Annotated in this window: 27 protein-coding genes, 1 tRNA gene and 1 riboswitch; of the genes, 9 read left to right on the forward strand and 19 right to left on the reverse strand. The window is 61.0% G+C overall.

Going from position 1 to position 26,499, the window contains the following annotated elements; all coding sequences use genetic code 11:
- Positions 1-188: 188 nt before the first annotated feature.
- Entirely contained in the window at positions 189-959 is a 771-nt protein-coding gene (gene tam / locus AC3IT9_RS06620) for a trans-aconitate 2-methyltransferase (protein ID WP_489272457.1), read from the forward strand.
- A 19-nt stretch (positions 960-978) separates the two neighbouring features.
- Positions 979-1,245, forward strand: a complete 267-nt coding sequence (locus AC3IT9_RS06625; protein WP_489272458.1) for a hypothetical protein — start codon at positions 979-981, stop codon at positions 1,243-1,245.
- Positions 1,246-1,351: 106 nt separating this feature from the next.
- On the opposite strand, the gene AC3IT9_RS06630 is transcribed toward AC3IT9_RS06625, so the two are convergent.
- Positions 1,352-1,621, reverse strand: a complete 270-nt coding sequence (locus tag AC3IT9_RS06630) for a short-chain dehydrogenase (protein WP_150756261.1) — start codon at positions 1,619-1,621, stop codon at positions 1,352-1,354.
- Positions 1,622-2,016: 395 nt separating this feature from the next.
- Here AC3IT9_RS06630 and AC3IT9_RS06635 point away from each other — a divergent pair, with 395 nt between their 5' ends.
- Together AC3IT9_RS06635 and AC3IT9_RS06640 are read left to right on the forward strand one after the other, a co-directional pair.
- Positions 2,017-2,754 carry a zeta toxin family protein gene (locus AC3IT9_RS06635; protein WP_489273485.1) on the forward strand — a complete coding sequence of 246 codons (738 nt, stop codon included), beginning with the start codon at positions 2,017-2,019 and terminating at the stop codon, positions 2,752-2,754.
- Positions 2,755-2,759: 5 nt separating this feature from the next.
- Entirely contained in the window at positions 2,760-2,939 is a 180-nt protein-coding gene (locus tag AC3IT9_RS06640) for a hypothetical protein (RefSeq protein ID WP_150757367.1), read from the forward strand.
- Positions 2,940-3,158: 219 nt separating this feature from the next.
- On the opposite strand, the gene AC3IT9_RS06645 is transcribed toward AC3IT9_RS06640, so the two are convergent.
- The 12 genes from AC3IT9_RS06645 to AC3IT9_RS06700 all read right to left on the reverse strand — a co-directional run bounded on the left by AC3IT9_RS06645 (position 3,159) and on the right by AC3IT9_RS06700 (position 15,574).
- Positions 3,159-3,232 (reverse strand) — tRNA-Gly (locus AC3IT9_RS06645).
- A 181-nt stretch (positions 3,233-3,413) separates the two neighbouring features.
- Entirely contained in the window at positions 3,414-4,298 is an 885-nt protein-coding gene (locus AC3IT9_RS06650; protein ID WP_150727553.1) for an alpha/beta fold hydrolase, read from the reverse strand.
- Between the two features lie 313 nt (positions 4,299-4,611).
- Positions 4,612-5,304, reverse strand: a complete 693-nt coding sequence (locus AC3IT9_RS06655) for a pseudouridine synthase (protein ID WP_489272460.1) — start codon at positions 5,302-5,304, stop codon at positions 4,612-4,614.
- A 37-nt stretch (positions 5,305-5,341) separates the two neighbouring features.
- On the reverse strand, positions 5,342-5,557 hold the full coding sequence (locus AC3IT9_RS06660) for a cysteine-rich CWC family protein (protein WP_150727551.1): 216 nt from the start codon (positions 5,555-5,557) through the stop codon (positions 5,342-5,344).
- A complete protein-coding gene (locus tag AC3IT9_RS06665; protein WP_489273486.1) occupies positions 5,544-5,855 on the reverse strand; it encodes a diguanylate cyclase in 312 nt (103 codons plus the stop codon). The genes AC3IT9_RS06660 and AC3IT9_RS06665 overlap by 14 nt, the downstream gene beginning before the upstream one ends.
- Positions 5,756-7,534: an allophanate hydrolase gene (atzF, locus tag AC3IT9_RS06670; RefSeq protein WP_489272461.1), complete on the reverse strand. Its 1,779-nt coding sequence runs from the start codon at positions 7,532-7,534 to the stop codon at positions 5,756-5,758. The genes AC3IT9_RS06665 and atzF overlap by 100 nt, the downstream gene beginning before the upstream one ends.
- Before the next feature lie 25 nt (positions 7,535-7,559).
- Positions 7,560-11,192, reverse strand: a complete 3,633-nt coding sequence (gene uca, locus AC3IT9_RS06675) for an urea carboxylase (RefSeq protein ID WP_489272462.1) — start codon at positions 11,190-11,192, stop codon at positions 7,560-7,562.
- 306 nt (positions 11,193-11,498) lie between these two features.
- Positions 11,499-12,140, reverse strand: coding sequence for an urea amidolyase associated protein UAAP2 (locus AC3IT9_RS06680; RefSeq protein ID WP_150756254.1), 642 nt, complete (start codon positions 12,138-12,140; stop codon positions 11,499-11,501).
- A gap of 11 nt (positions 12,141-12,151) precedes the next feature.
- Entirely contained in the window at positions 12,152-12,877 is a 726-nt protein-coding gene (locus AC3IT9_RS06685; RefSeq protein WP_150756253.1) for an urea amidolyase associated protein UAAP1, read from the reverse strand.
- Positions 12,878-12,890: 13 nt separating this feature from the next.
- Positions 12,891-13,679 (reverse strand): ABC transporter ATP-binding protein, encoded by a 789-nt coding sequence (locus AC3IT9_RS06690; protein ID WP_489272463.1) that lies wholly within the window; start codon positions 13,677-13,679, stop codon positions 12,891-12,893.
- Positions 13,676-14,491, reverse strand: coding sequence for an ABC transporter permease (locus tag AC3IT9_RS06695; RefSeq protein WP_489272464.1), 816 nt, complete (start codon positions 14,489-14,491; stop codon positions 13,676-13,678). Before AC3IT9_RS06695 ends, AC3IT9_RS06690 begins: the two co-directional genes overlap by 4 nt.
- Before the next feature lie 15 nt (positions 14,492-14,506).
- The gene (locus AC3IT9_RS06700; protein ID WP_489272465.1) at positions 14,507-15,574 is read right to left on the reverse strand and encodes a putative urea ABC transporter substrate-binding protein; all 1,068 of its coding nucleotides are present in this window, start codon (positions 15,572-15,574) and stop codon (positions 14,507-14,509) included.
- A gap of 60 nt (positions 15,575-15,634) precedes the next feature.
- A riboswitch (guanidine-I (ykkC/yxkD leader) is annotated at positions 15,635-15,735 on the reverse strand.
- Between the two features lie 282 nt (positions 15,736-16,017).
- On the opposite strand from AC3IT9_RS06700, the gene AC3IT9_RS06705 reads away from it, so the two are divergent.
- A complete protein-coding gene (locus AC3IT9_RS06705; RefSeq protein WP_489272466.1) occupies positions 16,018-16,266 on the forward strand; it encodes a hypothetical protein in 249 nt (82 codons plus the stop codon).
- Between the two features lie 167 nt (positions 16,267-16,433).
- A complete protein-coding gene (locus AC3IT9_RS06710) occupies positions 16,434-16,880 on the forward strand; it encodes a hypothetical protein (protein ID WP_489272467.1) in 447 nt (148 codons plus the stop codon).
- Between the two features lie 128 nt (positions 16,881-17,008).
- On the opposite strand, the gene AC3IT9_RS06715 is transcribed toward AC3IT9_RS06710, so the two are convergent.
- On the reverse strand, positions 17,009-18,121 hold the full coding sequence (locus tag AC3IT9_RS06715) for an enoyl-CoA hydratase/isomerase family protein (protein WP_353742264.1): 1,113 nt from the start codon (positions 18,119-18,121) through the stop codon (positions 17,009-17,011).
- Positions 18,122-18,253: 132 nt separating this feature from the next.
- On the opposite strand from AC3IT9_RS06715, the gene ung reads away from it, so the two are divergent.
- On the forward strand, positions 18,254-18,946 hold the full coding sequence (gene ung, locus AC3IT9_RS06720; protein ID WP_008050720.1) for a uracil-DNA glycosylase: 693 nt from the start codon (positions 18,254-18,256) through the stop codon (positions 18,944-18,946).
- Between the two features lie 86 nt (positions 18,947-19,032).
- Here the strand turns inward: ung and AC3IT9_RS06725 are convergent, their stop codons facing one another.
- Genes AC3IT9_RS06725 through AC3IT9_RS06740 form a run of 4 tightly spaced genes read right to left on the reverse strand, consistent with a single transcriptional unit; the run spans position 19,033 to position 23,070 of the window.
- Positions 19,033-20,067, reverse strand: a complete 1,035-nt coding sequence (locus AC3IT9_RS06725; protein WP_150757379.1) for an AbrB family transcriptional regulator — start codon at positions 20,065-20,067, stop codon at positions 19,033-19,035.
- Positions 20,060-21,574 (reverse strand): tripartite tricarboxylate transporter permease, encoded by a 1,515-nt coding sequence (locus AC3IT9_RS06730; RefSeq protein ID WP_150727539.1) that lies wholly within the window; start codon positions 21,572-21,574, stop codon positions 20,060-20,062. The genes AC3IT9_RS06725 and AC3IT9_RS06730 overlap by 8 nt, the downstream gene beginning before the upstream one ends.
- 1 nt (position 21,575) lies before the next feature.
- Positions 21,576-22,034, reverse strand: a complete 459-nt coding sequence (locus AC3IT9_RS06735) for a tripartite tricarboxylate transporter TctB family protein (protein WP_095945109.1) — start codon at positions 22,032-22,034, stop codon at positions 21,576-21,578.
- A 58-nt stretch (positions 22,035-22,092) separates the two neighbouring features.
- Entirely contained in the window at positions 22,093-23,070 is a 978-nt protein-coding gene (locus AC3IT9_RS06740) for a Bug family tripartite tricarboxylate transporter substrate binding protein (RefSeq protein ID WP_150727537.1), read from the reverse strand.
- Between the two features lie 441 nt (positions 23,071-23,511).
- On the opposite strand from AC3IT9_RS06740, the gene AC3IT9_RS06745 reads away from it, so the two are divergent.
- Positions 23,512-24,183: a response regulator gene (locus AC3IT9_RS06745; RefSeq protein ID WP_150756245.1), complete on the forward strand. Its 672-nt coding sequence runs from the start codon at positions 23,512-23,514 to the stop codon at positions 24,181-24,183.
- Positions 24,176-25,564, forward strand: a complete 1,389-nt coding sequence (locus AC3IT9_RS06750) for a sensor histidine kinase (RefSeq protein WP_150727536.1) — start codon at positions 24,176-24,178, stop codon at positions 25,562-25,564. The genes AC3IT9_RS06745 and AC3IT9_RS06750 overlap by 8 nt, the downstream gene beginning before the upstream one ends.
- 108 nt (positions 25,565-25,672) lie before the next feature.
- Here the strand turns inward: AC3IT9_RS06750 and AC3IT9_RS06755 are convergent, their stop codons facing one another.
- The gene (locus AC3IT9_RS06755; protein WP_489272468.1) at positions 25,673-26,494 is read right to left on the reverse strand and encodes an HDOD domain-containing protein; all 822 of its coding nucleotides are present in this window, start codon (positions 26,492-26,494) and stop codon (positions 25,673-25,675) included.
- Between the last annotated feature and the right edge of the window lie 5 nt (positions 26,495-26,499).

A 26,499-nucleotide genomic window follows, 5' to 3' on the forward strand; every position in this document is an offset into this window, starting at 1 on the left:
CGAGCTTGCTCGCGATAGCGCCATGTCAGTCGACGACGATGTTGACTGTGCAATCGCCATCGCGAGCAAGCTCGCTCCCACAGAAGTTTTCGCGCCAAAGGTGGAATAGTGCAGAACCTATTGGCCGATGTATCGTAGTGAACTGGTTGTCTGCCCAGATCACGACAACACACCGACAGGAGAACGCAATGAGTTGGTCCGCCAAACAATACGTCGCTTTTGAAGATGAACGCACCCGTCCCGCCCGTGACCTGCTGGCGGCCATCCCCGCCGGGGACGTGCGTTCGGCCATCGATATCGGTTGTGGGCCCGGTAACTCCACCGAGTTGCTGGTAGAGCGTTTTGCCGATGCCAGGGTGCGTGGGCTGGACAGTTCCAGCGACATGATCGATGCCGCTCGCAAGCGCTTGCCGCAGGTGCAGTTTGATATCGCGGACATCGACACCTGGAATGACAGCGGCCCGTTCGATGTGATTTTCGCCAACGCGGTGTTGCAGTGGCTGCCCGATCACGCCACGTTGCTACCCTCGCTCATTAGCAAACTGGCGCCGGGTGGCAGCCTGGCCGTCCAGATGCCTGACAACCTGAATGAACACTCGCACCGTTTGATGCGTGAAGTCGCCGCTGATGGCCCATGGGTCGGCAAACTGGCGGGCGCCGCCGGGCAACGGACGGAAATGGCCGATGCCAGTGGCTACTATTCGATACTCAAAGCCTGTTGCACCCGCGTCGATGTGTGGCGCACCACTTACCACCATCCGCTGGCGGGTGGCGCGTCTGGCGTGGTGGAGTGGTTCAGGGGCAGTGGCTTGCGGCCGTTTCTCGATCCGCTGGATGAGGCGGAGCGGGCTCAGTATCTGAAGCAGTATCAGGCTGCTATTGAGCGGGCGTATCCGGCCTTGGCCGATGGGTCCGTGCTGCTGCCGTTTCCGCGACTGTTTATCGTCGCGACCCGCTGACGCGAAAAAGGGACAGTTGATGAGCGTCAACTGTCCCTTTTTTACCGCTTGGAAAAATCACTGTGGCTTGTTCTTTTTTGAGCGCCGGGCACTCAAGTACTCAAAGGCAAACGAGGCAAAGCCGAATAACCCGATCATTGAAATGATCATGATTCCCAACTCTGAATTGTGCATGTTGATCTCGGGGCGAAGGGTGAGCCGGGAGAATAAGGGATCAATTGCCGGGCTCAACGCAGCTCTACGGCTTCTTTACTCGCTTGCGGTGATCTATACGCAAAAGATATGAGCGTCTGGGTGGCGACGAGTAATTGCAACCTGTGGCGAGGGAGCTTGCTCCCTCGCCACTATCGCCCACGCTATCTCTTGACTGGCCGCGTTTGGCCGATGTGACGTCAGGACGGTTCTGCGTCCATTCGGCGAGCGATCACATCCAGTACATCGCAACCGTCACGCAAGGGCACACAGCACAGCAACGCAAAGTCACTGAGTACAACTGAGTCAGAGGTCAGGTCCCCGCGCATCGCGAGGTTTTCAAGAAGCTGCGTCACGGCGCGAATTCTGTAGCTGGCGGTGCTGAGCAGGGAGTGCAGGGGTTGGGTAGTGTTGACGAACAGCGAGGGTAGATCGTCGGCGTTGCTGGTTAAAGCCATGAACTCTTTCATGAGTGATTCCTTGAATTGAGGTGAACTACCACTCAGTGTCGCCAAACAAAGGGTGGCAGCTGTACGCAGGTTGGCGAACCGGGACAAGGCAAACCGGCAGACCCATAGGTCTCCCACGCACAGCCACCATAAACAGGTAGCCAAGTGCGTTCAGAAACGCTCCGAGATAGCTCGGAGGTTTCTATGCTTTGCCATCGAGTCGCCAAACCCGATACGCCATTTGGGCGCGGTCGGACTATAGGTCTCATGACAAAGGCACAGCAATGCGCAAGTCTACGGACATTTCCTGGCATCGTGTAGGACGCGGCCTTTTTGGAGGTTGTCCTCGCTCCCGGTCCAGTATGGCAATGGAGACGTTGTAATCTTGAGCCGGGTAAAACATGAGTGAGTCATTGATGACGCCAGAAGAGATGGCTATAGAGAAAGCCGCTTTTGAGTTCGCCCGAGAGAATCGGGCGGCTTTGGCTCGGCAGATCGCGGACACTGCTGCGTACTTCAGCGAGGAAACGCCATTTACGGTGTTCATGGCTGGTTCCCCCGGAGCTGGCAAGACAGAAGTATCCAAAGCCATGGCCGAGGATTTGGACGAGCGGAACATGAGCCTTCACGCCAAGCGTGTGCTTCGTATAGACCCTGACGACTTCAGAAATCTGATTCCAGGCTATGCCGGAGGTAACTCGTACTTGTTTCAGCGTGCGGTTACCAAAATTCTGGAAAGAGTCCTGGACCGGGCATTTGAAAAACGCCTCTCGTTTATTCTGGACGGGACAATGGCCAACCTGGATGTTGCGAGGCGCAATATCGAGCGGGTCTTGGGAAGTAGCAGGAATGCCCAGATTATGTACGTTTACCAGAGACCAGAACTTGCTTGGCAGTTCGTTCAGGCAAGAGAGCTTACGGAAGGCAGGAATATTCCGTTGCAGGAGTTTGCGAGACAGTTTATCGCAGCGAGGAGGAACGTGATTGAGCTCAAACGTTTGTACGGTGATCAAATCCATATCGATTTATTGATCAAAAACTTTGATGGCGGCAGTCAATGGGTAGAGCTCGACGCCAGTGGCGATACGATTGACGCTCTGGTCCCTCAGACCTATGATCAGGTTCAGCTCGTTGAGCTGTTAACAGAGGCATGAAATCAATGAGTACAGCCAAGGCCAAAAAAACCAGTGCGTTGACTGATTTTTTTTCTAACACTCCAGCCGAAGCAAGGCGAGAGATCTTGATGGGCGTGATTAGCAAGGCTAACGCCTCTCAACGTGATGTCGTGCAGAAAGCAGAAGCTATAAAAGCCGCTAAGGCCGCTGCCCCGACGGGCTGATCTTTCTTCACCGCGCCAATTCAAAGCCCAGCTCAATGCTGGGCTTTTCTGCATATGACTTCCTGGTAAATCCACCTTAGTTCAGTCAGATCGTTACCAGGTCGTACATCGGCCTGTACCACCCAAATCCCACCCACAAAAAAACCGGCCACTTGGACCGGTTTTTTCTGTCTCTACATCCCCCGTCAAAACCACCCTGACGTGAGATCAAAATTCGATTGGAGCGGGTGAAGGGAATCGAACCCTCGTTATCAGCTTGGGAAGCTGGAGTAATGCCATTATACGACACCCGCTCAGAGCGGTGACTTTGTACCAGATACGGCCGCGGATTTGAAGTTTTTCTTTACGTGGAGCGGGTTTAACGCAGATGTAACAGAAAAACGTGGAGCGCATGACGGTCGATCGCGGGCAAGCCTCGCGCCTGCAGAATGCGTTTAACGCAGCAGGGCGGGGCTTGCTCGCGATGACGCTACTTCAGCTTGCCAATGCATGGTGTTCCTGGACGTTGTGGTAACGCGGTCGGCTTTCGAGTTGAGCTGGTTTCAGGAAGCCCATCAGTGCGTTGCGGCTATCTCGGCAGGCGGCTTTGTGCTCCATGTCGAGAAAGTGGCCGGTGGCCTGAAGGGTGCTGAACGTGCTGTGTTGCACGTGGCCGGCGAACAACCGGGCGTCGTCGGCGGCGGTGTATTCGTCCCATTCGCCGTTGAGGAACAGCACCGGCACGTCGATTTTTTTCGCCGCGTGCAGGTAGCACTGGCGATCGCTGTGCAGCACGTCGTTGATGTGGAAGTGCATCTGCCCGTACTCATGTTCGGCCAGGGAGCTGACGTGGCGATAGTTGAAGCGCTTGAACAACGACGGCAGGTGTTTGCCGATGGTGTCGTTCACCAGGTGTCCGACCCGGTCGCGGTCCAGGTTGCCGAGGTGTTCGACACCGCGCTCGAGGTAGTCGAGCATGTGCGCGTTGATCACCGGGGAGAACGAGCTGATCACGGCTTTTTCGATGCGCCGTGGCCGTTGCGACAACGCCATCATGGTCGCGGCACCGCCCCAGGAAAACGACAGCACGTGTTCGGCGGCGAAGTGGTCGATCAGCTCAAGGAGGATCTGCCCTTCGATTTCCTTGGTGAGCATTTTTTCATGCAGGTTGTGGGCTTTTGACCGGCCCGCGTAGGGCTGGTCGTAGCAGACGACGTTGAACTGCGGATGGAGGTTTTTCACGGTTTGTGCAAACGACGCAGTCGTGGCCATCGAGCCGTTGACCATAATAATGGTCTTCTCTGCGGCGTCTGCGCGATAGAACTCCGTGTAAACCCGATACTGACCCTGTATATCCAACACAGCGATTTCTGGCCTCATGTCATAAGACTCCTGGCAAGCGGGTATGCGCGCAAATGAGATTGCACGAGCTTTGTGACAGGTAGGCATACGCCTGGAATTTGAGAGGCCCATGTCGATCCATTGCAGTCCGGTCGACGGGTATTGTTATTGGCGGGCAGTCTGCCGGATGAGGCCGGAACCCTTGGGTTCCTACCGGCAAAAAGTTTCTTAGAAGTATGTGGTGACTCGTCGGTCACATTTCGGCCGACGTCCTGATTCAAGCAGGGGTCACGTCATCGCGCAAGTGCCGTTGGTAAATTGTTCGACAACTTTCTGCTCGGCGGTCGCCTGTTTAGATCAATCCGATCTCTTCATCGCTCAGCGGGCGGTATTCGCCCGGTTTCAACGTGTCGTCGAGTACCAGCGGCCCCATGCATTCGCGGTGCAGGCGCATCACCTTGTTGTTGAAGTGGCCGAACATGCGCTTGACCTGGTGATAGCGGCCTTCGACGATGCTCAGGCGTGCGCATTTTGGCCCGATCAGCTCTAGCCCGGCCGGTTGCGTGGTGAGGTCTTCGAAGGCGAAGTACAGCCCTTGGCTGAACGTGATCGCGTATTCGGGGCCGATGTCCTGCTCGGTTTCGACGTAATAGACCTTGGGCAGTTTGGTCTGCGGTTGGGTCAGACGCCGCGACCAGCTGCCGTCGTTGGTGATCAGCATCAGGCCGGTGGTGTTGAAGTCCAGGCGTCCGGCGATGTGCAGTTCGTCCTTGTCCGGTTCATGGATCAAATCGAGCACGGTCGGGTGCTGCGGATCCCGGGTGGCGCTGACGCATCCGGCGGGCTTGTGCAACATGAAATGGCGCAGGGGTTTGCCGACTTGCAGCACGTCGTTGTCGACTTCGACGCGGCTGAATTCGCGGACTTCGCTGTGCGGGTCGCTGACGACTTCTCCGTCAACCCGGACGCGTTTTTCCACCAGCAACAGGCGCACCTGCTTACGGTTGAAGCACGGCAGGTTGCTGAGAAAACGGTCGACACGCATGACTTAAGGATCGGTAGGGAAAGGGGCGCGCATCTTACTAGATCGATTCGGACGCTGCTTGCAACTGCGCCTCGACCTCGGCGCAGCGCGGGCACAGGCATGAGACGTCGCGCAGTTCCGCCGGCAGCGCCTGGAGCACGGCCGGGTCGATGCTGACGCCGTAGCACCAGCAGGCGCGGTCAGCGGTTCGCGGATCGGCCAGGGTGCAGTCGTTGGGGGCGCCGCAGGCGGGGCAGAGGTCAGGCAGGTTCATGGACGGAGTGAGACTTCTCTACGCAGGTTCGGTTGCGGCCACTTTGTTTGGCCCGATACATCGCATGATCCGCCCGCGACAGCAGGCTGTGCAAGGTTTCATCGGGCTGCAGGGTGGTGAGACCGATGCTCACGGTCAGTTGCAAGGCTTCGTGCAGGACCTTGTGGGAGCGAGCTCGCTCCCACAAGGGATGTGTGTTTATCGCAGGGTTTTCAGGTACATCCGCCAGCCGCCAAAGTGGCTGATGTTTACCGCGCCCTCCAATCCATACGCCTCGCAGATAAACCCGCTCTCCCAGTGACCATCCGCCAGTTGCACCTTGCCCAACCCCAGCGGCGCTGGAATCCCGGTCAGGAACGAACCCAACTCGCTGCTCGGCAACTCCCAGACTTCCACCGCAATCGCCACGCCGCCATCCTTCACACGGACCATGCCCGGACGAAACGGCGGGCCGCCGGCCAGGGCATAGAGCTGATAATCCGGCGAGCTGAATGTCGACTCCAGCAACCGGGCGCCGCGCTGCTTGAGCTGCCAGTTCAACGCCAACCCGTCCAGGTGCGCACCACAGACCACCAGGCGCGCCCGATCGTGGCGGGCAACCGTCGCCGGTGCAGGCGCGGCCAGGCCTTGCTGACGCTGCAAGGCATCCGCCACGCTCAACAGATACTGATCGGTAAAGGCGCGGCCAAACAGCGTCACGCCCCACGGCATGCCGTTGTCCATGAACGCGCTGGGCACGGCGACGGCGGCGTAGTCGAGCAGGTTCATGAAATTGGTGTAGTAGCCCAGTTCCGAATTGCGCAGCACCGGTTCGGCCTCGAGCTCCGCCAGCGTCACCGGGCGGCCGATGGTCGGCGTGACGACGCAATCCAGGCCTTCCAGCGCTGTGTCGCACAGGGCTTTGAGCGCTTGCAGCCGATAGTGGGCGCGGAAGGTTTGTACGCCGTCGACGGCGGGTGCCTTGGCCAACACGGCGCGAATCACCGGCAACACGGCCTCAGGATTTTGCGCCATCAACTCCCCGGCCACGCTGTAGCGTTCGGCCACCCACGGACCTTCATAGAGCAAGCGTGCGGCCTCCAGAAACGGTGACAGGTCCAGTTCCACCGCTTCGCCGCCCAGGGCCTTGAGGCGGTCGATGGCATCACCGAACAACAGCGGGCCTTCAGGGCAACCGAAGAATTGCAGGTCCTGTGCACGGGGTACGCCGAAGCGGAAGGGGCGCGGTGTACCGAACGCCGAGCCGTCGTTCCACAGCGGGTTGCTGCGGCTGTATTCGTCCCGAGGGTCGAGGCGTGCGGTGAGCGCCAGCAACTGACTGGCTTCCCGCGCCGTGGCGGTGAAGGTGGTGACGCAATCCAGCGTACGACAGGCCGGAACCACGCCAGCCGTCGAGATCAGGCCCTTGGTGGCCTTCATGCCGACCAGATTGTTCAACGCCGCCGGCACACGCCCGGAGCCGGCGGTGTCGGTGCCCAGCGCAAAACTCGCGACCCCGAGCGCCACCGCCAGCGACGATCCGGCGCTGGAACCGCCCGACGGATACTCCGGCAACACGCTGTTGGGGCACGCGCCATACGGTGAGCGGCTGCCGTTGAGCCCCGTGGCGAACTGGTCGAGATTGGTCTTGCCCAGCGGGATCGCACCAAGGGCCAGCAATTGTTCGACGATGGTCGCCGAACGCTCCGGCACGTAGGCGAATGCCGGGCACGCCGCCGTGGTCGGAATGCCCGCCAGGTCGATGTTGTCCTTGATCGCGAACGGCACGCCAAACAGCGGCAGGCTATCGAGGTCGCGACCGTCGAGGGCGGCGAGGTATGGCTCCAGTTCATCGACACTGAGCAAGTGGATGAACAGGTGATAGTCCGGGTTCAGCGCGGCGGATTTGTCCCGCAGTTGCAGCAGCAATTGCCGTGGCGTGGTGCGGCCGTCGCGATAAGCGCCGCGCAGGGTGTCGAGTTGCAGATCGATGTTCATGGCGTTAGTCCTTTTCAAAATGGGTTCAGTCGAGTTCCAGCACCACGACGCGCTGTCCGGCGCGCACCGCCGAACCCGGTTGCACGCGAATCTCGCGTACCACGCCGGCCATTGGCGCGAGCAGGGGGATTTCCATCTTCATCGACTCCAGGATTACCAGCACATCACCGGTCTCGACGCGGCTACCGGTCGCTACCTGAACCTGCCAGAGGTTGCCGGCAATGTGGCTGTCGATGCTTTGTTGACCGCTGGTCAGCGGTGCATCCTCGGTGGCCTCCGGGGCCAGTTCTTCACTGTCGAAATGCGCCTGGCCACTGGCGATCCAGCGTTCGCGCTCGGCATTGAATGCGCCTTTTTGCTGATCGCGAAACGCGCCGATGGTCTCGGCTTCCCGGGCCAGGAAGGCCTGGTAATCCGCCAGGTTCAACTGACTGTGCTCGATGTTCAGGTCGAAGCGCCCGAGGGGGAAATCCCGGCGGATGCGCAGCAGTTCATCGGCGCTGACCGGGTAGAAACGGATCTGGTCGAAAAACCGCAGCAACCACGGTTTGCCATCGAAGGCTGCGACTTCGCGGTAGCGGTTCCACATCTGCAGCGTGCGCCCGACAAACTGATAACCGCCGGGGCCTTCCATGCCGTAGACGCACATGTAGGCGCCACCGATGCCCACCGAGTTTTCCGCGGTCCAGGTGCGCGCTGGGTTGTACTTGGTGGTCACCAGGCGATGGCGCGGGTCGAGCGGGGTGGCGACCGGTGCGCCGAGGTAGACGTCGCCCAGGCCCATCACCAGATAGCTGGCGTCGAACACTGTGCGTTGCACTTCATCGAGGTTCGGCAGGTCGTTGATGCGACGGATGAATTCCAGGTTGCTCGGGCACCACGGCGCATCCTTGCGCACCGTGGTCATGTATTTCTCGATGGCCAACTGGCACGCCGGGTCATCCCAGGACAGTGGCAGATGGACGATGCGCGAGGGCACTTGCAGGTCCTTGGCGGCGCACACGGCGTCCCATTCGCCGGCGACGATGCCGAGCAGGTCGGACAGCGGCAGTTGCTCGGGCTGATAGTGGACCTGCAGTGAGCGGATGCCGGGGGTGAGGTCGATCACGCCGTGCAGGTCTTTGCTTGCCAGCGCCTGCATCAGGGCGTGGGCGCGGAAGCGCAGGACCAGATCGAGTTCCGGAGCGCCGATTTCCAGCAGCAGGTGGGTGTCGCCGGACAGTCTTGCCACCAGCCGGGTGTCGTCCTGACCCAAATCCAATACCACAGGCGACACAACCCTCTGTGGGAGCGAGCCTGCTCGCGAAGGGGACGGGTTTGACACCGCATCAACTTCTTCGCGAGCAGGCTCGCTCCCACAAGGATTCCATTTCAAGGCGAGTGATCGGGCAGTTCTTAGGTCAACAGGCAAGAACTGCACCTTGTCCCCAGCCTTGAGCTGTCCCAGCTGCCAAAGATCCGCCTCGATCACCGTCACCGGGCATACGAACCCGCCGAGGCTCGGGCCATCCGGGCCGAGGATCACCGGCATGTCTCCGGTAAAATCCACCGCGCCGATTGCATACGGATTGTCATGGATGTTCGACGGATGCAAACCGGCTTCACCACCGTCGGCACGCACCCACTCAGGCTTCGGTCCGATCAAGCGAACGCCCGTGCGGCTGGAGTTGAAATGCACTTCCCACTGCGTGGCGAAGAAGGTGCCGATGTAGTTTTGCGTGAAGTATTCCGGGGCGCCGTGGGGGCCGTAGATCACCCGAATCTGCCGAACTGCCGGCAACTCGGTGACCTGCTCGTCAGCCAGTTGCTGACCGGCACGGCGGTCATTCAGGGCTGGCAGGTGCAACACATCACCGGCTCGCAACGCGCGGCCACCGTGGCCGCCAAACTGGCCGAGGGTGAAGGTGCTTTTGCTGCCCAGATACTCCGGTACTTGCAGGCCGCCACGCAGGCACAGATAGCTGCGCGCACCTGCGCCTGCGATGGTGCCAAGGCTCAACGTCGCGCCCGCTGGAATCAGCAGTGCCGTGTTCATCGGTACGCTTTCGCCGTTCAAAGCCAACGGAGTCACCGCGCCAGTCACCGCCACCACCGCCTCGCAATTGAAGCGCAACAACGGCCCGCTCATGGTGATTTCCAGCGCCGCCGCGCCTTCGTCATTGCCCAGCAAACGGTTCCCCAGACGCAGCGCCCGACTGTCCATCGGCCCCGATGGCGGCACGCCAACCGCCCAGTAACCGAGGCGCCCGGGATAGTCCTGAATGCTGGTTTGCGTACCGGCGCTGAGCACTTCAAAGGTGTTGGCCTGATAGACCAGTCCTTCCAGGCAACGGGTCCATGGCTGGCCGCTGGCGAAAGGCACATCGAGCAGAATCTGCCGCAGGTAATCGCGGTTGGTTTCCACGCCGTAGAGCAGGCTGGCACCCAGCGCCTGATGCAGATCCGCAGCGGCCTCCTCGCGAGTCGACGCCCAACTGATGACCTTGGCGATCATCGGGTCGAAGTACGGCGGAATCTCGCAGCCCGCCTCGACCCAGGTGTCGATACGCAGTTCAATGCCATTGGCCACGGGGAAATCCACGGCGGTGAGCAAGCCCGGGCTCGGTTGAAAGTCGCGACCCGGATCTTCGGCATACAACCGCGCCTGAATCGCATGGCCCACCGGTTTCAAACCCTGCATCAGTTCGCTCAGGGGCGGCAGGTCACCGGCCGCCAGTTGCACCATCCAGCGCACCAGGTCGACACCCCACACCTGTTCGGTGACACCGTGTTCCACCTGCAAACGGGTATTCACTTCCAGGAAGTAAAAGCGCTGGGCCTCGCTGTCGAATACAAACTCCACAGTGCCGGCGCTGCGGTAATTCACTGCCTTGGCCAGTTTGATCGCTGCCGCGCACAGCTCCTCGGCCATGGCGTCGGGCAGGTTCGGCGCCGGGGTTTCTTCGAGGACTTTCTGGTTGCGCCGTTGCACCGAGCAATCACGCACGCCGAGGGCGATCACTTCACCGTGACCGTCGCCGAACACCTGCACTTCCAGATGGCGGGCGCGCTGGATGTACTTCTCGATGAACACCCCGGCGTCGCTGAAGTTGTTCTGGCCCAGGCGTTTGACCGCTTCGAAGGATTCGCTCAACTCGGCCGCGCTGCGGCACACGCGCATGCCGATGCCGCCACCGCCGGCGGTGCTCTTGAGCATCACCGGGTAGCCGACCTGTTCACCGGCCAACAGCGCGGCATCAAGGCTGTCGAGCAGTTCGGTGCCTTCGAGCATTGGCACGCCGTGTTGTTTGGCCAGGGCGCGGGCGGTGTGCTTGAGGCCGAACACCCGCAGTTGTTCAGGTGTCGGGCCGATGAAGGCAATGTTGGCGGCCTCGCAGGCTTCGGCGAACGCGGCGTTTTCCGAAAGAAAGCCGTAGCCGGGATGGATCGCGGTGGCGCCGGTGGATTTGGCGATGGCGAGGATTTTATCGACCGCCAGGTAAGTGCCGGCGGCCGCGCCTTCACCGAGGCTGTGGGTCTCATCGGCTTGCAGGATGTGCAGGCTGGCGGCATCGGCTTCGGAGTACACGGCAACGCCCTGCACTTGCAGCTCCCGCAGGGTCCGCAGGATGCGGCAGGCAATGGCGCCACGGTTGGCAATCAGGACTTTTTCGAACATGGCATAACCCCCGGAGGCGATAGCGCATCAGCCTCGACTGGGATGCGGGCCGTCCCGCAGTTTTTCGACAGGCACCGGGGTCGTCCCCGATGGCAGAATCAGATTTCTTCAAATCACCGCCGAACCCCTGTGGGAGCGGGCTTGCTCGCGAAGGGGGCGTGTCAGTCGACTTCGATGTGTCTGATACACCGCTTTCGCGAGCAAGCCCGCTCCCACATAGGGATTTGTGGTGTTTTTACTGTTTCAGGCACTGCCCGGAACGGGCCTGGCACAAGACAAACAACCAGCGGCGCAACCGCGAAAGTTTCAGTTCCATACCAGCAGCTCCGCAGGGGTGGGGTTGTAGGCATTGCAGGGGTTGTTCAGTTGCGGGCAGTTGGAGATCAGCACGATCACGTCCATCTCGGCTCGCAGGTCGACGTACTTGCCCGGTGCCGAGATGCCGTCTTCGAAGGTCAGGCCGCCGTCAGCGGTGACTGGCACGTTCATGAAGAAGTTGATGTTCGGCCCGATGTCGCCCTTGCCCAGGCGGCCATCGTGAGAACAGGCGCGCAGGTAGTTGTCGCGGCAGCTGTGCATGTAGCGTTTTTCCAGGGCGTAGCGCACGGTGTTGCTCTCTTGCGCACAGGCACCGCCGAGGGTGTCGTGACGCCCGCAAGTGTCGGCGACGATGGTCAGCATCGGCTTGCCGAGGTTGGAATACAGCACGCTGCCGGTGCTCAGGTACACGCTGTTCTGCCGACGCAGGGTGCGCTGCACGTCGTAGCGCTCCCTGGGATTGGCAACGCTGTAGAACAAGGTGTCGACGGCCTGATTGCCTTCAAGGTCGAGGATGCGCAAAGTCTGGCCCGCCTTGACCTCCATCAGCCAAGGCTCGCCGGCGGGGATGGTGGCGCGGTAGATCGCGGTGTCTGGTTGCTTGTGAACGGTAGCGATAGCGAGTGACATGGCAGCGATCCTCAGGCAAACAAACGGTCGGTGTTGATGAAGCCGCGCTCGTTCTCCGGGCGCGAGGTGCGGCAGTGTTCGGCGATGCTGGCGTCGGCGTTCATCCAGCTGAGCTTCAGCGGTTTCGGTGCATATTCCGGCGACGGGTCCATCGGGTGCTGCAGGGCGGTGAGCACCACCAGGGTGTCCATCGGCGCGTACAACTCGATGTAGTCGCCAGCCTTGGAATTGCCCCCGACGAAATGGAAGCGCCCGGCGTCATCGACGTTCACGCGGCTGAACAGGTTGAGGGTCATCAGCAGGTCGGACAGGCCCAGCCCCCACTTGCCCAGCTCCACCAACAGGTTGTCGGTACCGTTGCGGAAAAAGCCGTTGCGCAGTTCCTGATAGCGGCCCGCGCCGTACTTTTGCGCCACTTCTTCAGCGCAGAGCACGCCGCCGAGGCTGTCGCTCCAGCCGCAGGTGTCGGCGGTGATGGCGGCCAGCACGCGGCCCATGTCCGAGTACAGGCAGTGGCCGGCGGTGAGCTTGGCGGTGTGTTGGCATTTGAGGCTGTCGGGCAGGTTCAGGCGTTCGGTTTTTTCATTGGCGTTGAGCAACGTCAGGCTGACGTTGGCGCCGCCACGCAGGTCGGTCAGGCGTAGCAATTGGCCGCGTTTGAGCACGAAGGAGCGGTGGCCGCCGCCGGGGAGCATTTCCTCGGCGAAGGGCGGGAACAGTTGGGTCGAATCAGTCATGGGCAAAAACCTCTCAAGCGGTTCGAAGTGAGCCCGCCAGTTGCACTGGCAGGGCATCGACGGCGGCACGGTGGGTGCGGCGGTCGCTGTTCAAAGGGATGTCGTAGGTGATGCGTGCGCCATAGCGGCCGGGCGCATGCGGATCGAGGCGGACCTTGTCGAACACCAGCAGGCGTGTGCCCAGGCTGAAGCCTTCGGACAGGTCATGGGTGACCATGAACACCGTCAGTCGGGTCTCGCGCCACAACTCCAGGAGCAAGGCGTGCATGTCTTTGCGGATGCCCGGGTCGAGGGCGCCGAACGGTTCGTCGAGCAGCAACACCCGCGGCTTCATGATCAGCGCCTGGGCAATGGCCAGCCGTTGTTGCATACCGCCGGAAAGCTGCGCCGGGTACTTGTCCAGCGAGTGGCCAAGGCCGACTTTGTGCAGCAGCGCCGAAGCCTGTTCGCGAGCCTCTTTTTTCGCACTGCCGAACAAGCGTCCGAGCAAATACGAGCGGGGCAGTTCGAGGCCGAGGGCGACGTTGTCCAGCACGCTCAGATGCGGGAACACCGAGTAGCGCTGGAACACTACGCCACGGCTGGCGTCCGGCTCTGCGGCCAAGGGCTGACCGTCGAGCAGGATCTCGCCGCGACTGGCGCGTTCCTGGCCGAGCAGCAGGCGCAGGAAGGTCGATTTGCCGCAACCGGAAGCGCCCACGAGAGTGCAGAACTCACCTTCGTTGACGTTCAGGTTGAGGCCTTCGAGCACCACCTGATCGGCGTATTGCTGCCAGACGTTTTTGACGGTGATGAAGCTCATTTGGCCGCTCCTTCATACCAGGGAAAAGCACGGCGGGTGAGGTACTTGAGGCCCCAATCCATCAACCAGGCGAGCAGGGTGATCCACACCACGTACGGCAAAATCACGTCCATCGCCAGGTAGCGGCGCACCAGGAAAATCCGGTAGCCGAGGCCGTCGGTGGAGGCGATGGCTTCGGCGGCGATCAGGAACAGCCACGCCGAACCGAGCATCAAGCGCAACGAGATCAACAGGCGTGGCAGCAGTTGCGGCAACACCACCCGCAGCATCAGGGTCCAGGTAGACGCGCCGAGGGTCTGGGCCTTGATCAGCAACTCCACGGGAATTTCCCGGGCGCGCTGTTCCAGGTCCCGGGCCAGCGCCGGAGTAATGCCGATCACGATCAGCATCACTTTCGACAACTCACCCAAACCGAAGACGATGAACAGGATCGGCAGGATCGCCAGCGGTGGCACCATCGACAGCACGGTCAGCAAGGGTGACAACGGCGCACCGAACAGCGGCAGGGTACCGGCGGCGATGCCCAGGCACAGCCCGGTCAGGGCGCTGATGCCCAGGCCAATGGCCAGACGCTGCAGGCTGGACGCCGTGTCCTGCCAGAGCAGGTATTCGCCAGTGCGGCTGTCGGCGACGAAGGCCAGGCGTTTCACCGCATCGGTCATCTGCATGGCGCTGGGCAGCAGCTTGTCGTTGGGGTTTTCCGCCAGTCGCTCGGCCGAGCCCATGAGGTAGGCGAACAGCACCAGGGCGAACGGCAGGATCACCAGCAACAGGCGACTCGGGCGGTCCGGGTGACGGTTGATCAGGCGCATGGCCAGTTCTCCTGATTACAGCTTGGCGTCGGCGGCCATCTGCACGTAACTCGGGTCGAAGCGCAGCTTGAGGTTGCCCTTGTCGCCGCTGGTCACGCCGTTGGCGAAGGCCATGCCGACCGCGCTGGTGTCCTTGGCGCCTTCACCCAGCAAGCCGTGCTGGAAGGAGAACTCGGCGACCTTGCGCATGGTTTCCGGCAGTTGCTTACTGGTACTGAACGCCAGGGCTTCTTTCGGGGTGGTGAACAATTTGGTGGTGTCCAGTTGCGCCTGGAAACCCGCCAGGTCAGTGCCCGAGGCCTTGGCCATGTGCTCCAGGGCGGCTTTGCTGGCGGCGTTTTTCGCGTTCATCAACTCGACCACTTCGAACCAGGCGCCGGTCAGTGCCTTGCCGAGGGCCGGGTTGTCTTTGAGGGTCTGGGAGTTGACCACCATCATGTCCATGATTTCGCCGGGGATCTGGCTGGAGTTGAACACCTCGGTCACCGCAGGCTTGGCCTTGATGTCCGAGAGCATCGGGTTCCAGGTGGTGACGGCGTTGACCTGATCGGTGTTGAAGGCGGCCGAGATATCGGCGTCGGAGGTGTTGACCACTTTCAGGTCTTTCTCGGTCAGGTCCACCGAATCCAGGGCCCGGGCCAGCAGGTAGTGGGAAACAGACAGCTCCACCAGGTTGACGTCCATGCCCTTGAGGTCGGCGACGTTCCTGCCTTCGCCCTTGAGCACGATGCCGTCGTTGCCGTTGGAGAAATCGCTGACGATCAGCGCGGTGCTGTCGACGCCGCCGGCGGCCGGAATGGTCAGTGCGTCCATGTTGGTCATGGTGCAACCGTCGAACTGGCCGGCGGTGTACTGGTTGATGGATTCGACGTAGTCATTGAGCTGCACCACGTCGATCTTGATGCCGTACTTCTTCGCCCATTTGTCGACGATGCCCTGGCTGCCGGCATATTCCCAGGGCATCCAGCCGGCGTAGATCGTCCAGCACACGCTGAAGTGGTCTTTCTGTGCAGCCTGGGACGAGAAGCTCACGAAGGCGGCGAACGCAGCGGCGAGCAGGGCGGGTAAACGAAGCTGAGACATGGTGGTTCTCCAGTTGATCAAGGACGGACAGGACGGCAGCGGCACCGCTAACGGTGGCTTGTCTCCCGGGCTTTTGTCCCGCCGTGTAACCTCAACTGGAGGTCGCCAACTCTCGGACCAGTCACTCGCGATTGCGAGCCGGAACCCTAGTCAGCCATTGCAAATTGTGGTGCCGCGAACCTGTAGTGACTCCTGCACGGTTTTAATAAAGCGAGAGGCGTGCCAAGTTGGCCCGAGCGCTCTAGCGTGGGGGACAGGGAGGTCGACGGTGTTGATTGGAAAGACGCACTGCCTTGTGATGGTGCGCTGGTGCACCGCATTGGAACCTGCCCGCCGCTGATCAGAAGGTGGGTGCAACGTCGCACTTGGCAGGGGATTGCCAGTCAAAACAGGTGTCAGTCGGTGTGTTCCGACTGCTGTTACAGGTCTTTACGGAGGCCGCCATGTTGCGTCGATTGTTGTTAGGTGCAGTACTTGGTCTTGGATTGTCTGGCTGCTACTACTACGCCGGTCCCGCCGACGTCTACGGGGGACCTTACTACTACCCCGGCTACTACTCGCCTTATTACTACGGTTACTACGGTCCACGTTATTACGGTGGTTATCGCTCCTATTACTACGGTGGGCATGGTTACTACCGTGGCCACGGCGGTGGATATCATGGCGGTGGACATCGCGGTGGCCACCGTTAATCAGGGCGTGAATGGATGAAAAACCTTTCATCGGCCAGATGTTTCTACTTGTTTCGGGGACGCACCAGATTCCGAATTCGGTGTCTGATCTTTCGACAGTCACCGAACATTTGACTGTCGCCTGCCAGCGTCGCTGGCGTGGCTTACCCGCGGTCCAGGAGGCCGCCATGCTCTGTCGAATTCTTCTGCTAGCTGTGTTGGGATTATCCCTAGGTGGGTGCGTGCCTTATTACGATGAAGGAGGCAGCTACTACAGTTCCGAGGTCTATACCTCGCCATCGCCAACCTATTACGCCGGGGGTAGTTCCTACTATTCCAATGGTTACTACACACCGCCACCTCGGTATTACGTGCCGCCGGCGCGGTATTACCAGCCAACACCGCGCTATTACTCACAGCCACGGATCTATCATCCGTCGCGCTATTACTCGCAGCCGCGGATGTATCAACCATCGCGCCATTACCAAATGGCCCCTCGTCACTATCAGCCGTCGCGGGGCGACTACCGCACGCATCAGAACCATGGCTGGGACGGCCGTAACCGCGGGAACTGGAACAACGACTATCGCGGTAACGGTCGCGGCTATCGCAGCGGGCGGGGCGGCCACCGCTAATCATTAAACTGAATACAAAACCTGTGGGAGCGAGCCTGCTCGCGAAGGCGGTGTGTCAGACAGCAATAACGTCGACTGACACGCCCTCATCGCGAGCAGGCTCGCTCCCACATTTTTTTGCCCGGACTTCAGTATTCGGACAAATCCGCCAGCGGATGCCGACCTTCCCACGCCTTGTGAAAATGCGCCTCTACCACCGCGTCCGGCACGTTGTTGATGTCCGGCCAGTGCCAGTGCGGCTTCTGATCCTTGTCGATCAGGCGGGCACGTACGCCTTCGCTGAATTCCGGATGCCGACAGCAGTTGAGGCTCAGGGTGTATTCCATCTGGAAGACTTCGGCCAGCGACAGGTGCCGGGCACGGATGATCTGCTCCCACACCAGATGAGCGGTCAGCGGCGCGCCTTCGCTCAGGGTCCTGGCTGCGCGGCTCAGCAACAGATCGGTGTGATCGCGCAAGGCGCTGATGGCCTTCCAGGCGCAACGTACGTCGCTGACATCCAACAGCTCGTCGATCTGCTGGCGCCGCGGCAGCCACTGGGCTTCGGGCATCTGCGCCACGGCTTCCTGCTGCAAGGCCTTGAGCAGGCTGTTGAGTTGCATCGGTGTCTGTTCCTGCCAGTTCAATTGCAACAGGCCTTCGATCAATTCCGGCTGCTGCTCATCGAGCAGGAAACGATCGGCCAGGTCCAGGTCGATGGCATCGCGGCCGTTCATGTGCGCACCGCTCAGGGCCAGGAACAACCCTAGCTTGCCGGGCAGGCGCGACAGAAACCAACTGGCGCCAACGTCCGGGTACAGGCCGATGCTGATCTCGGGCATGGCCAGGCGGCTGCTCGGCGTAACGATGCGGATGCCTGCCCCTTGCAACAGTCCCATGCCTCCGCCCAGCACATAGCCGTGGCCCCAGCAGATCAGCGGTTTCGGGTAGGTGTGAAGTTTGAAGTCCAGGCGATACTCCGCCGCAAAAAACTGCGCAGCCAGTGGCGGTACTTCGCCTGGATGGACGCGACAGGCTTCCACCAGGCTGCGCACTTCGCCGCCGGCGCAAAAGGCCTTGGCGCCATTGCCGCGCAACAGGACGCAGACGATCTGCGGGTCCTTGGCCCAGGCTTCCAGGCGGTCGCGCAGGGCGTTGATCATCGGCAGGGACAGGGCGTTCAGGGATTTTTCGGCATCCAGGCTGGCGATGCCGATGCGTGCGCCGTCGGTGCCGGTGAGTTCTTCGAAGTGCAGATTCATCGTGACCTCGATCGGGAATTTGAGGGTTAAGTATGATCGCTGTGTGGGAAAGTGCCGGATCTGCGACAGATCAATTGACAAGCGTGATGCGCTTTCCTAGGGTTCGCCCCATTGTTTTTGCCGGATGTAACCATGACTGCTGACGACCGTATCAAACTCGAACCGGGCTGGAAGGAGGCACTGCGTGCCGAATTCGACCAGCCCTACATGGCAGAGTTGCGAAACTTCCTGCAACAGGAGCGGGCGGCGGGCAAGGAGATCTATCCGCCGGGGCCGATGATTTTCAATGCGCTCAATTCCACGCCGCTGGACAAGGTCAAGGTGGTGATCCTAGGTCAGGATCCTTATCACGGCCCGGGCCAGGCCCATGGTTTGTGCTTCTCGGTGCAACCGGGCGTACCGGCACCGCCGTCGCTGGTGAACATTTACAAAGAACTCAAGCGCGACCTGAACATCGACATCCCCAACCATGGCTACCTGCAGAGCTGGGCCGATCAGGGCGTGCTGATGCTCAACACCACCATGACCGTGGAGCGGGCCAATGCCAATGCGCACAAGGACAAGGGCTGGCAGTTTTTCACCGATCGAGTCATTGAAGTGGTCAGCCAACAGCAACCGCACCTGGTATTCATGCTGTGGGGCGCCCATGCCCAGAGCAAGCAGAAACTGATCGATGCCACCAAGCATCTGGTGCTGACCTCGGTGCACCCGTCACCGCTGTCGGCCTATCGCGGCTTCCTCGGTTGCGGGCACTTCAGCAGGACCAACAAGTTTCTGGAACAGAATGGCGAGACGCCAATCGAGTGGCGTCTTCCACCTGTTTGAAAAAAGCATCGCGAGCAGGCTCACTCCTACATTGAAATGCGTTCCCTGTAGGAGTGAGCCTGCTCGCGATGAAGTCGACTCGGTCTTTACTCTGGATCGCGGTTCCAATACTTGAACAACGGCTCCGCCAGAAACAACACAAACAACAGCCGCATCACCTGCATCGCCGTCACCAGCGGCACCGACAACTGCAGGGTTTCCGCCGTCAGGCTCATCTCGGCAATACCGCCCGGCATCATGCCCAATGTCAGTGAACGCAGATCCAGATGGGTCAGTGCACTCAAACCCAATGCCGCCGCCGTAGCGATCAACATGGTCAACACCGTGCCAATCAAGGTGCGCCCCATGAACGATGGCGCACGCCGGAAAAACTGCCGGTTGAAGTGACAGCCCAGACCGCTACCGATCAACCATTGGCCAATCTGGCTACCGCCATTGGGCAAACCGATGTGCAGATCCCAGCCGATGCTGACTGCCGCGCTGACCAACAGCGGCCCGAACAGCCAGGGGTTGGGTTGACGCAGGCGCTCCCAGATCCAGGCCGCCAACGCACCCGCGGGAAACAACACCGCCAGCCAGCGCCAATCGATGCTGCCAACGTGGGAAATCGGCGCACCGTCGCCCAACAGATACTTGAAGGCTGCCGGTACGCAGAGTACGACCACCAACACCCGCAAACTCTGCCCCGCCGCCACACGGCTGAGCACCGCACCATTGCGGGCGCCGAGGTTGACCATCTCCCCGGAACCGCCGGGCATGCTGGAAAAGAACGCCGTGGCGCGATCTTCACCGGTGCGGCGCATCAGCCACACGCCGACGACCGCCGACAGGCTGGTGACCAACGCACCGAAGAAGATCAGACCGAAATGACTGAGTACCTGCTCCATCACCACTGGAGTGAAGTGCAGGCCGATACCGATACCGACGATCCACTGGCCGCACTTGCGGCCGCCAGGGATTTCGGCCAATTGCCAGGGTGTCAGGCAGCGCACGAGGATGATCGCCAGCAACGAGCCGACCATCCACGGCAAAGGCCAGCCGACCTGGCTGGCGAGGTAACCGCCAAGCAGGCCGACCAGCGGGGTTCCCCACCAGAGCTTGAGGGGGGACCGATCAGACATCGGCGATAACGCTTTGGGCGGCCGAACGTTTGCGCCAGATGCGGATGAGCGGCATCAGCAGCATGATCGCCGTCAGCACCCAGCAACCGAAGGTGATCGGGCTCGACCAGAGGATTTCCAGCGCACCGTTGGAAATCGACAGGGCGCGGCGCAGGTTCTGCTCCATCAAACCTCCGAGGATGAAGCCCAGCAATACCGGCGACAGCGGGAAGTCCAGCTTGCGCAGGATATAACCGAAGATGCCGATGCCGATCATCAGGAACAGGTCGAACGTTGTCGCGTGCACCGCGTAGACGCCAATCCCGGTAATGATCGCAATTACCGGTACCAGTGCCCAGTTTGGCACGGCGAGGATGCGGGTAAAGATGCGGATCATCGGGATGTTGAGGATCACCAGCATCACGTTGGCGATGAACAACGAAGCGATCAGGCCCCAGACGATGTCCGGTTGCTGTTGGAACAGCAGCGGGCCCGGAGTGATGTTGTACAGCGACAGTGCGCCGATCATCACCGCTGTGGTGCCGGAACCTGGAACGCCGAGGGTCAGCATCGGCACCAGCGCACCGCAAGCTGCGCCACCGATGGCGGTTTCTGGCGCCGCGAGGCCGCGCATGTCGCCTTGGCCGAAAGTACCCTTGGCACCCGCCATGCGTTTTTCGGTCATGTAGGCCACGGCACTGGCCAGGGTCGCACCGGCACCCGGCAACACGCCCATGATGAAACCCAGTACGCCGCAACGGATATTCACCGCGAACACCGACGCCGCTTCCTTGAAGTTGAACATCATGCGGCCGGTGGCTTTCACTGCTTCCTGGCCGTGATGGGTTTTTTCCAGCAGCAGAAGGATTTCGCTGATGGAGAACAGGCCCAGCACCAGCACGACGAACTGGATGCCGTCGGTCAGGTGGATGTTGTCCCCGGTGAAGCGATACACACCGCTGTTGGCGTCGATGCCGACGGTCGACAGGAACAGGCCGATCAGCGCCGCGATGAACGTCTTCAGCGGACGGTCACCGGCCATGCCGCCGAGGCAGACAATCGCAAATACCATCAGTACGAAATATTCCGCCGGGCCGAAGGCAATCGCCCATTTCGCCAGCAGCGGGGCGAACAGCACCATGCCGCAGGTGGCGATAAATGCACCGATGAACGAACTCCATGCCGACAGCGACAGCGCCACACCGGCCAGGCCTTTGCGGGCCATCGGGTAACCGTCGAGGGTGGTCATCACGGTGGACGCTTCGCCCGGGATGTTCAGCAGGATCGAGCTGATCCGGCCGCCGTATTCGCAACCCAGGTACACCGCCGCCAGCAGGATAAGCGCCGACTCCGGTGGCAGGCCGAGGGCGAATGCGATCGGGATCAACAGTGCCACGCCGTTGATCGGCCCCAGGCCCGGCAACAGGCCGACCACGGTGCCGATCAGGGTGCCGCACAGCGCGGTCACCAGGTTGTACGGGCTCAGCGCGACGCCGAAACCCTGACCCAAATAGCCAAGAGTATCCATATCAGTTCTCCAGAACGTCGAGCACGCCAAGCGGCAGCGGCACGTCCATCAACTTGTCGAACAGCAGGTAGAGGCCGACGGCCATCAGGCTGATGATCACGATGCTTGGCACCCAGCGACCGCCATACAGACGGGCCATGGGCACGCCGATCAAGATGCTGGCGACGATGAAACCCAGGGGTTCGAAAGTGCCGGCGAACACCAGCAACAGCGCCACGCAGATGCCGATTTTGGTCAGGGTTTCGCGGTCCAGTGGCGGCTCGTCATCGCTGTGCTTGATCGGCGCCGGACGGAACACCATGTACAGCAGGGCCGAACCCATCAGGCCGAGCATCAGCAATGGAAAGGCCCGAGGCCCCACCGGTTCGTAGGAAAAAGCCGCTTGATACGGCCATGCCATCAGTGCGAGGCCGAGGCAGGCCAGCAACAGCACCGAAGCAAAAATGCGTTGTAAGAGCATGGGGAACTCCTGTGCCGCGACTCCGCCAAACGGAGTCGCAGCCGCTAGACAGAGGCGATCACTGGATCAGGCCGAACTCTTTGGCCAGCACTTTGTAGTCCGCAACCTGCTTCTTCACGTAGGTGTCCAGTTCCGGGCCGGTCATGGCAAACGGGAACAGTTCACGCTGATCGCGCAGCTTGGCGAACTCGGGTGATGCCAATAGCTTGTCGAAGGAGTCCTTCCACCAGGCATAGTCTTCATCGCTGACTTTCGGCCCGAGGTAGAAGCCGCGCACCACTGGCCAGACAATGTCGTAGCCTTGCTCGCGTGCTGTCGGAATGTCCTTCATTTCCGGCTCGTCCAGGCGCTTGTCGGAGAACACCGCCAGCAGGCGCATGTCGCCGCTCTGGATGTGCGGCATGGAGTCGGAGATGTCGGTGCTGCCAACCTGGATGTGGCCGCCGAGCAGGGCGGTGGCAATTTCGCCGCCACCTTCGAGGGCAACGTAACGCAGGTCACGGGGGTTGATCCCGGCGGCCTTGGCGATCAGCGCGGTTTGCATCCAGTCCTGACTGCCGACAGTGCCGCCGGAACCGATCACCACTTTGCTCGGATCTTTCTTCAGTGCCTGCACGAGGTCGTCGAGGGTTTTGTAGGGCGAATCGCTCTTCACCGCGATGGCGCCGTAGCTGGTGCCGACGGCAGCGAGCCAGCGCACGTTGGTTTCATCGAAACGACCGAACTTGCCTTGGGCCAGGTTCAGCAGCGAACCACTGGACCAGGCCACCAGGGTGCCGGCATCAGCCGGACGCTGGGCGACCACCGCGTTGTACGCCACCGCGCCGACACCGCCGGGCATGTAGGTTACGCGCATCGGTTTGGTCAGCAGTTTTTCGTTGACCAGCGCGCTTTGCGCCAGTTTGCAGGTCAGGTCGAAACCACCGCCGGGCGAGGCCGGGGCGATGCATTCCGGGCGTTTTGGCTCGGCCATGAGTTGGCCGGCGAACAGCACACAGCTGGCGGCGAGGGCGAAACGGCGCATTGAACGGCTCATTTTTGTCTCCATTGGAGTTGTTGTTTTTCGGGATGATTCAGGTGCGACGATTTCGCACGGTGCTGGCGCGTTCGAGTCCGTACGGACTGAACGACGAGCAGCCGGCTTCGGCGCTGGCAAGCGTAAACATCGGGGAGCGAGAGAAAGGGCGGGGCGGGCAAGCCTGAAGCTGTGTGGACAGCATGGTGCAATACCTCGTTTATTGTTTTTATTGGCGAAAACGCTTCTAGGCGTTTTTCGGTAGTTACATGTCAAAGCACGTTTTCAAACTACGATTCGATGGTCGCAGTCGAACCCATCCGTGGGCCGACTCTAACGTCCCAACCTTTCGCTAACCTTTCAGCGGGCTTTCACGGTTTTTCGGGCTTCACAGTGGCGATTGCGGCTGTAAACTCCGCGCCAAAGAATGGCGTCGGCCATCCCTGAACGAGGTAAAGATCCATGCGTGTCCTGCTCGTCGAAGACCATCTGCAACTCGCCGAAAGTGTTGCCCAGGCACTCAAGAGCACCGGTTTGACTGTGGACGTGTTGCACGATGGCGTCGCCGCCGATCTGGCGCTGGGCAGCGAGGACTACGCCATGGCGATCCTCGACGTCGGCTTGCCGCGCATGGATGGTTTCGAAGTGCTGGCGCGCCTGCGGGCGCGGGGCAAGAACCTGCCGGTGTTGATGCTGACCGCGCGCAGCGACGTCAAGGATCGGGTCCACGGCCTGAACCTCGGCGCTGACGATTACCTGGCCAAGCCGTTCGAGCTGACCGAACTCGAAGCCCGGGTCAAAGCCTTGTTGCGCCGCAGCGTGCTGGGCGGTGAGCGCATTCAGCGTTGCGGTGTGCTGGCCTATGACCTGGAAACCCGGCGTTTCAGCCTCGGCGAAGAATTGCTGACCCTGACCTCCCGCGAACAGGCCGTGCTCGAAGCCCTGATCGCGCGCCCCGGTCGGGTGATGAGCAAGGAGCAGCTGGCTTCTCAAGTATTCGGTCTCGACGAAGAAGCTAGCCCCGATGCGATCGAAATCTACGTGCACCGCCTGCGCAAGAAGCTCGACGGCCAGCCGGTCGCCATCGTGACCTTCCGCGGCCTCGGTTATTTGCTGGAAAGCCGCGATGCATAAGCCCAGCAGCCTGCGCTGGCGGTTGTTGTGGAACCTGGCGCTGCTGCTGGTGGTGTTGATGCTGGCCAGTGGTTTGAGCGCCTACTGGAACGGCCGCGAAGCTGCCGATACGGCCTATGACCGGACCCTGCTGGCCTCGGCGCGAACCATCGCCGCCGGCGTCTCCCAGCGCGACGGCACCCTGAGTGCCGACGTGCCCTACGTGGCCCTCGATACTTTTGCCTACGACAGTGCCGGGCGAATTTTCTACCTGGTCAACGACATCAATCAGAAGCTGATTTCCGGTTACGAAAACCTGCCCGCGCCGCCGCCGGGGACGCCGCGCACCGATGACTATCCGGCGCTGGCACGTTTCTACAACGCCCAGTATCGCGGGCAGAACGTGCGCGTGGTGAGCCTGCTCAAACCCGTGAGCGAGCCGAACATGAACGGCATGGCGGAAATTCGCGTGGCGGAAACCGATGAAGCGCGCGTCAGCATGGCCCGCAGTCTGGCGGCGGATACTTTGCTGCGCCTGGGCATGCTGGCAATCGGTGCGTTGATGCTGGTGTGGTTCGCGGTGAGTGCCGCGTTGCGCCCGCTGGAGCGCTTGCGCACGGCGGTGGAAGAGCGCCAGCCGGACGATCTGCGGCCCTTGCCGCTGGTGGAAGTGCAGCGCGAATTGTGGCCGTTGGTGCGCGCACTCAATCACTTTACCGAGCGCTTGCGCGGGCAGTTCGAGAAGCAGGCGCAATTTATCGCCGATGCCGCCCACGAACTGCGCACGCCGCTGGCGGCGCTCAAGGCGCGCCTGGAACTTGGCATGCGCTCGGCCGAGCCCGATACCTGGCGCAGCACGCTGGAAACCGCCGCCCAGGGCACTGATCGCTTGACCCATCTGGCCAATCAGCTGCTTTCCCTGGCACGGGTCGAAAACGGCGCCCGGGCGATTGCCGAGGGTGGCGCGCAGTTACTCGACCTGAGTCAGTTGGCCCGGGAACTGGGCATGGCCATGGCGCCGTTGGCCCACAAGCGTGGCATCGCGCTGGCGCTGGAGGCGGATGAACCGGTCTGGTTGCGGGGCGAGCCGACGTTATTGAACGAACTGCTGAGCAATCTGGTGGATAACGCACTGGCTCACACGCCGCCGGGTGGCAACGTGATTCTGCGGGTCTCGACGCCCGCCGTGCTGGAAGTCGAAGATGATGGCCCCGGCATACCGCTTGAAGAGCGGGATCGGGTATTCGAGCGCTTTTACCGACGCAATCAGCAAGTGGCCGGTTCCGGATTGGGGTTGGCGATTGTCGGTGAGATCTGCCGCGCGCATCTGGCGCAGATCAGCCTGCATGATGGTGAGCACGCAGGGTTGAAGGTGCGGGTGAGTTTTGTTGCGGGGGATTGATGGCGTTTTTTCTGGCCTCTTCGCGAGCAGGCTCGCTCCCACATTGAATCGAGTCGTTCGCTACTGTGGGAGCGAGCCTGCTCGCGATTGAGGCAACGCGGTTCCAGGTCAGTAAAACATCGTGCGTGTTTCTTCCAGGTCAGCGCACATCGCCTTGTCGTCAAAGTCGACTCCGAGTGCCTTGTAGGCCGGTACATTCAACGAATCGGCACGGGCGAGCGGGTGATCGGTGTCCTGCAGGCAATACAGGCTGGCCACCTGCACCAGATCCACATAGTCGACCTGTGCAGACTGACGCTTGAAGTTCAGGTATAGCTGCGGCACTTGCACCAGCATGTCGGGAAATTCCCAGACCTTGAGCAGTTTTTCGCCGATCAGCGGATGAATCCGGTCGATCACATGGTTGAGGCTGACCGGGTCGGACAGCAGCTCATAGTGATCTTCGGCGTAGGTCAGGATCGGCAATACGCCGATCTGGTGCACCAGCCCGCCAAGGGCCGCCTGATCAGGCTTGAGTCGGGTGTAGCGGCGGCACAGGGCGTAGCTGACGCCGGCGATTTCCAGGCTTTTACGCCAGACATCGCGCATCTTCTGTTCCACCACGTCGGAGCGGGCATGGAAAATCTGCTCCATGACCAGGCCGATCGCCAGATTACAGCTGTAGTTGATGCCCAGGCGGGTGATCGCGGTATGCAGATCGGTCACTTCCTGGGTCGCACGCAACAGTGGGCTGTTGACCACTTTGATCAGGCGTGCTGACAACGCGGCATCACGGCCGATCACTTTGCTCAGGGTACTGACACTGACTTCCGGGTTTTCCGCGGCCTTGCGAATCTGCAGGGCCACTTCCGGTAACGTTGGCAGAACCAGGTCATCGTTATTGATGGCCTCAACCAAATCCTTTTGGACCTTTTCCGCCAGCTCGCTCATTTAGT

The organism is Pseudomonas sp. KH_046_1 (assembly GCF_057839025.1).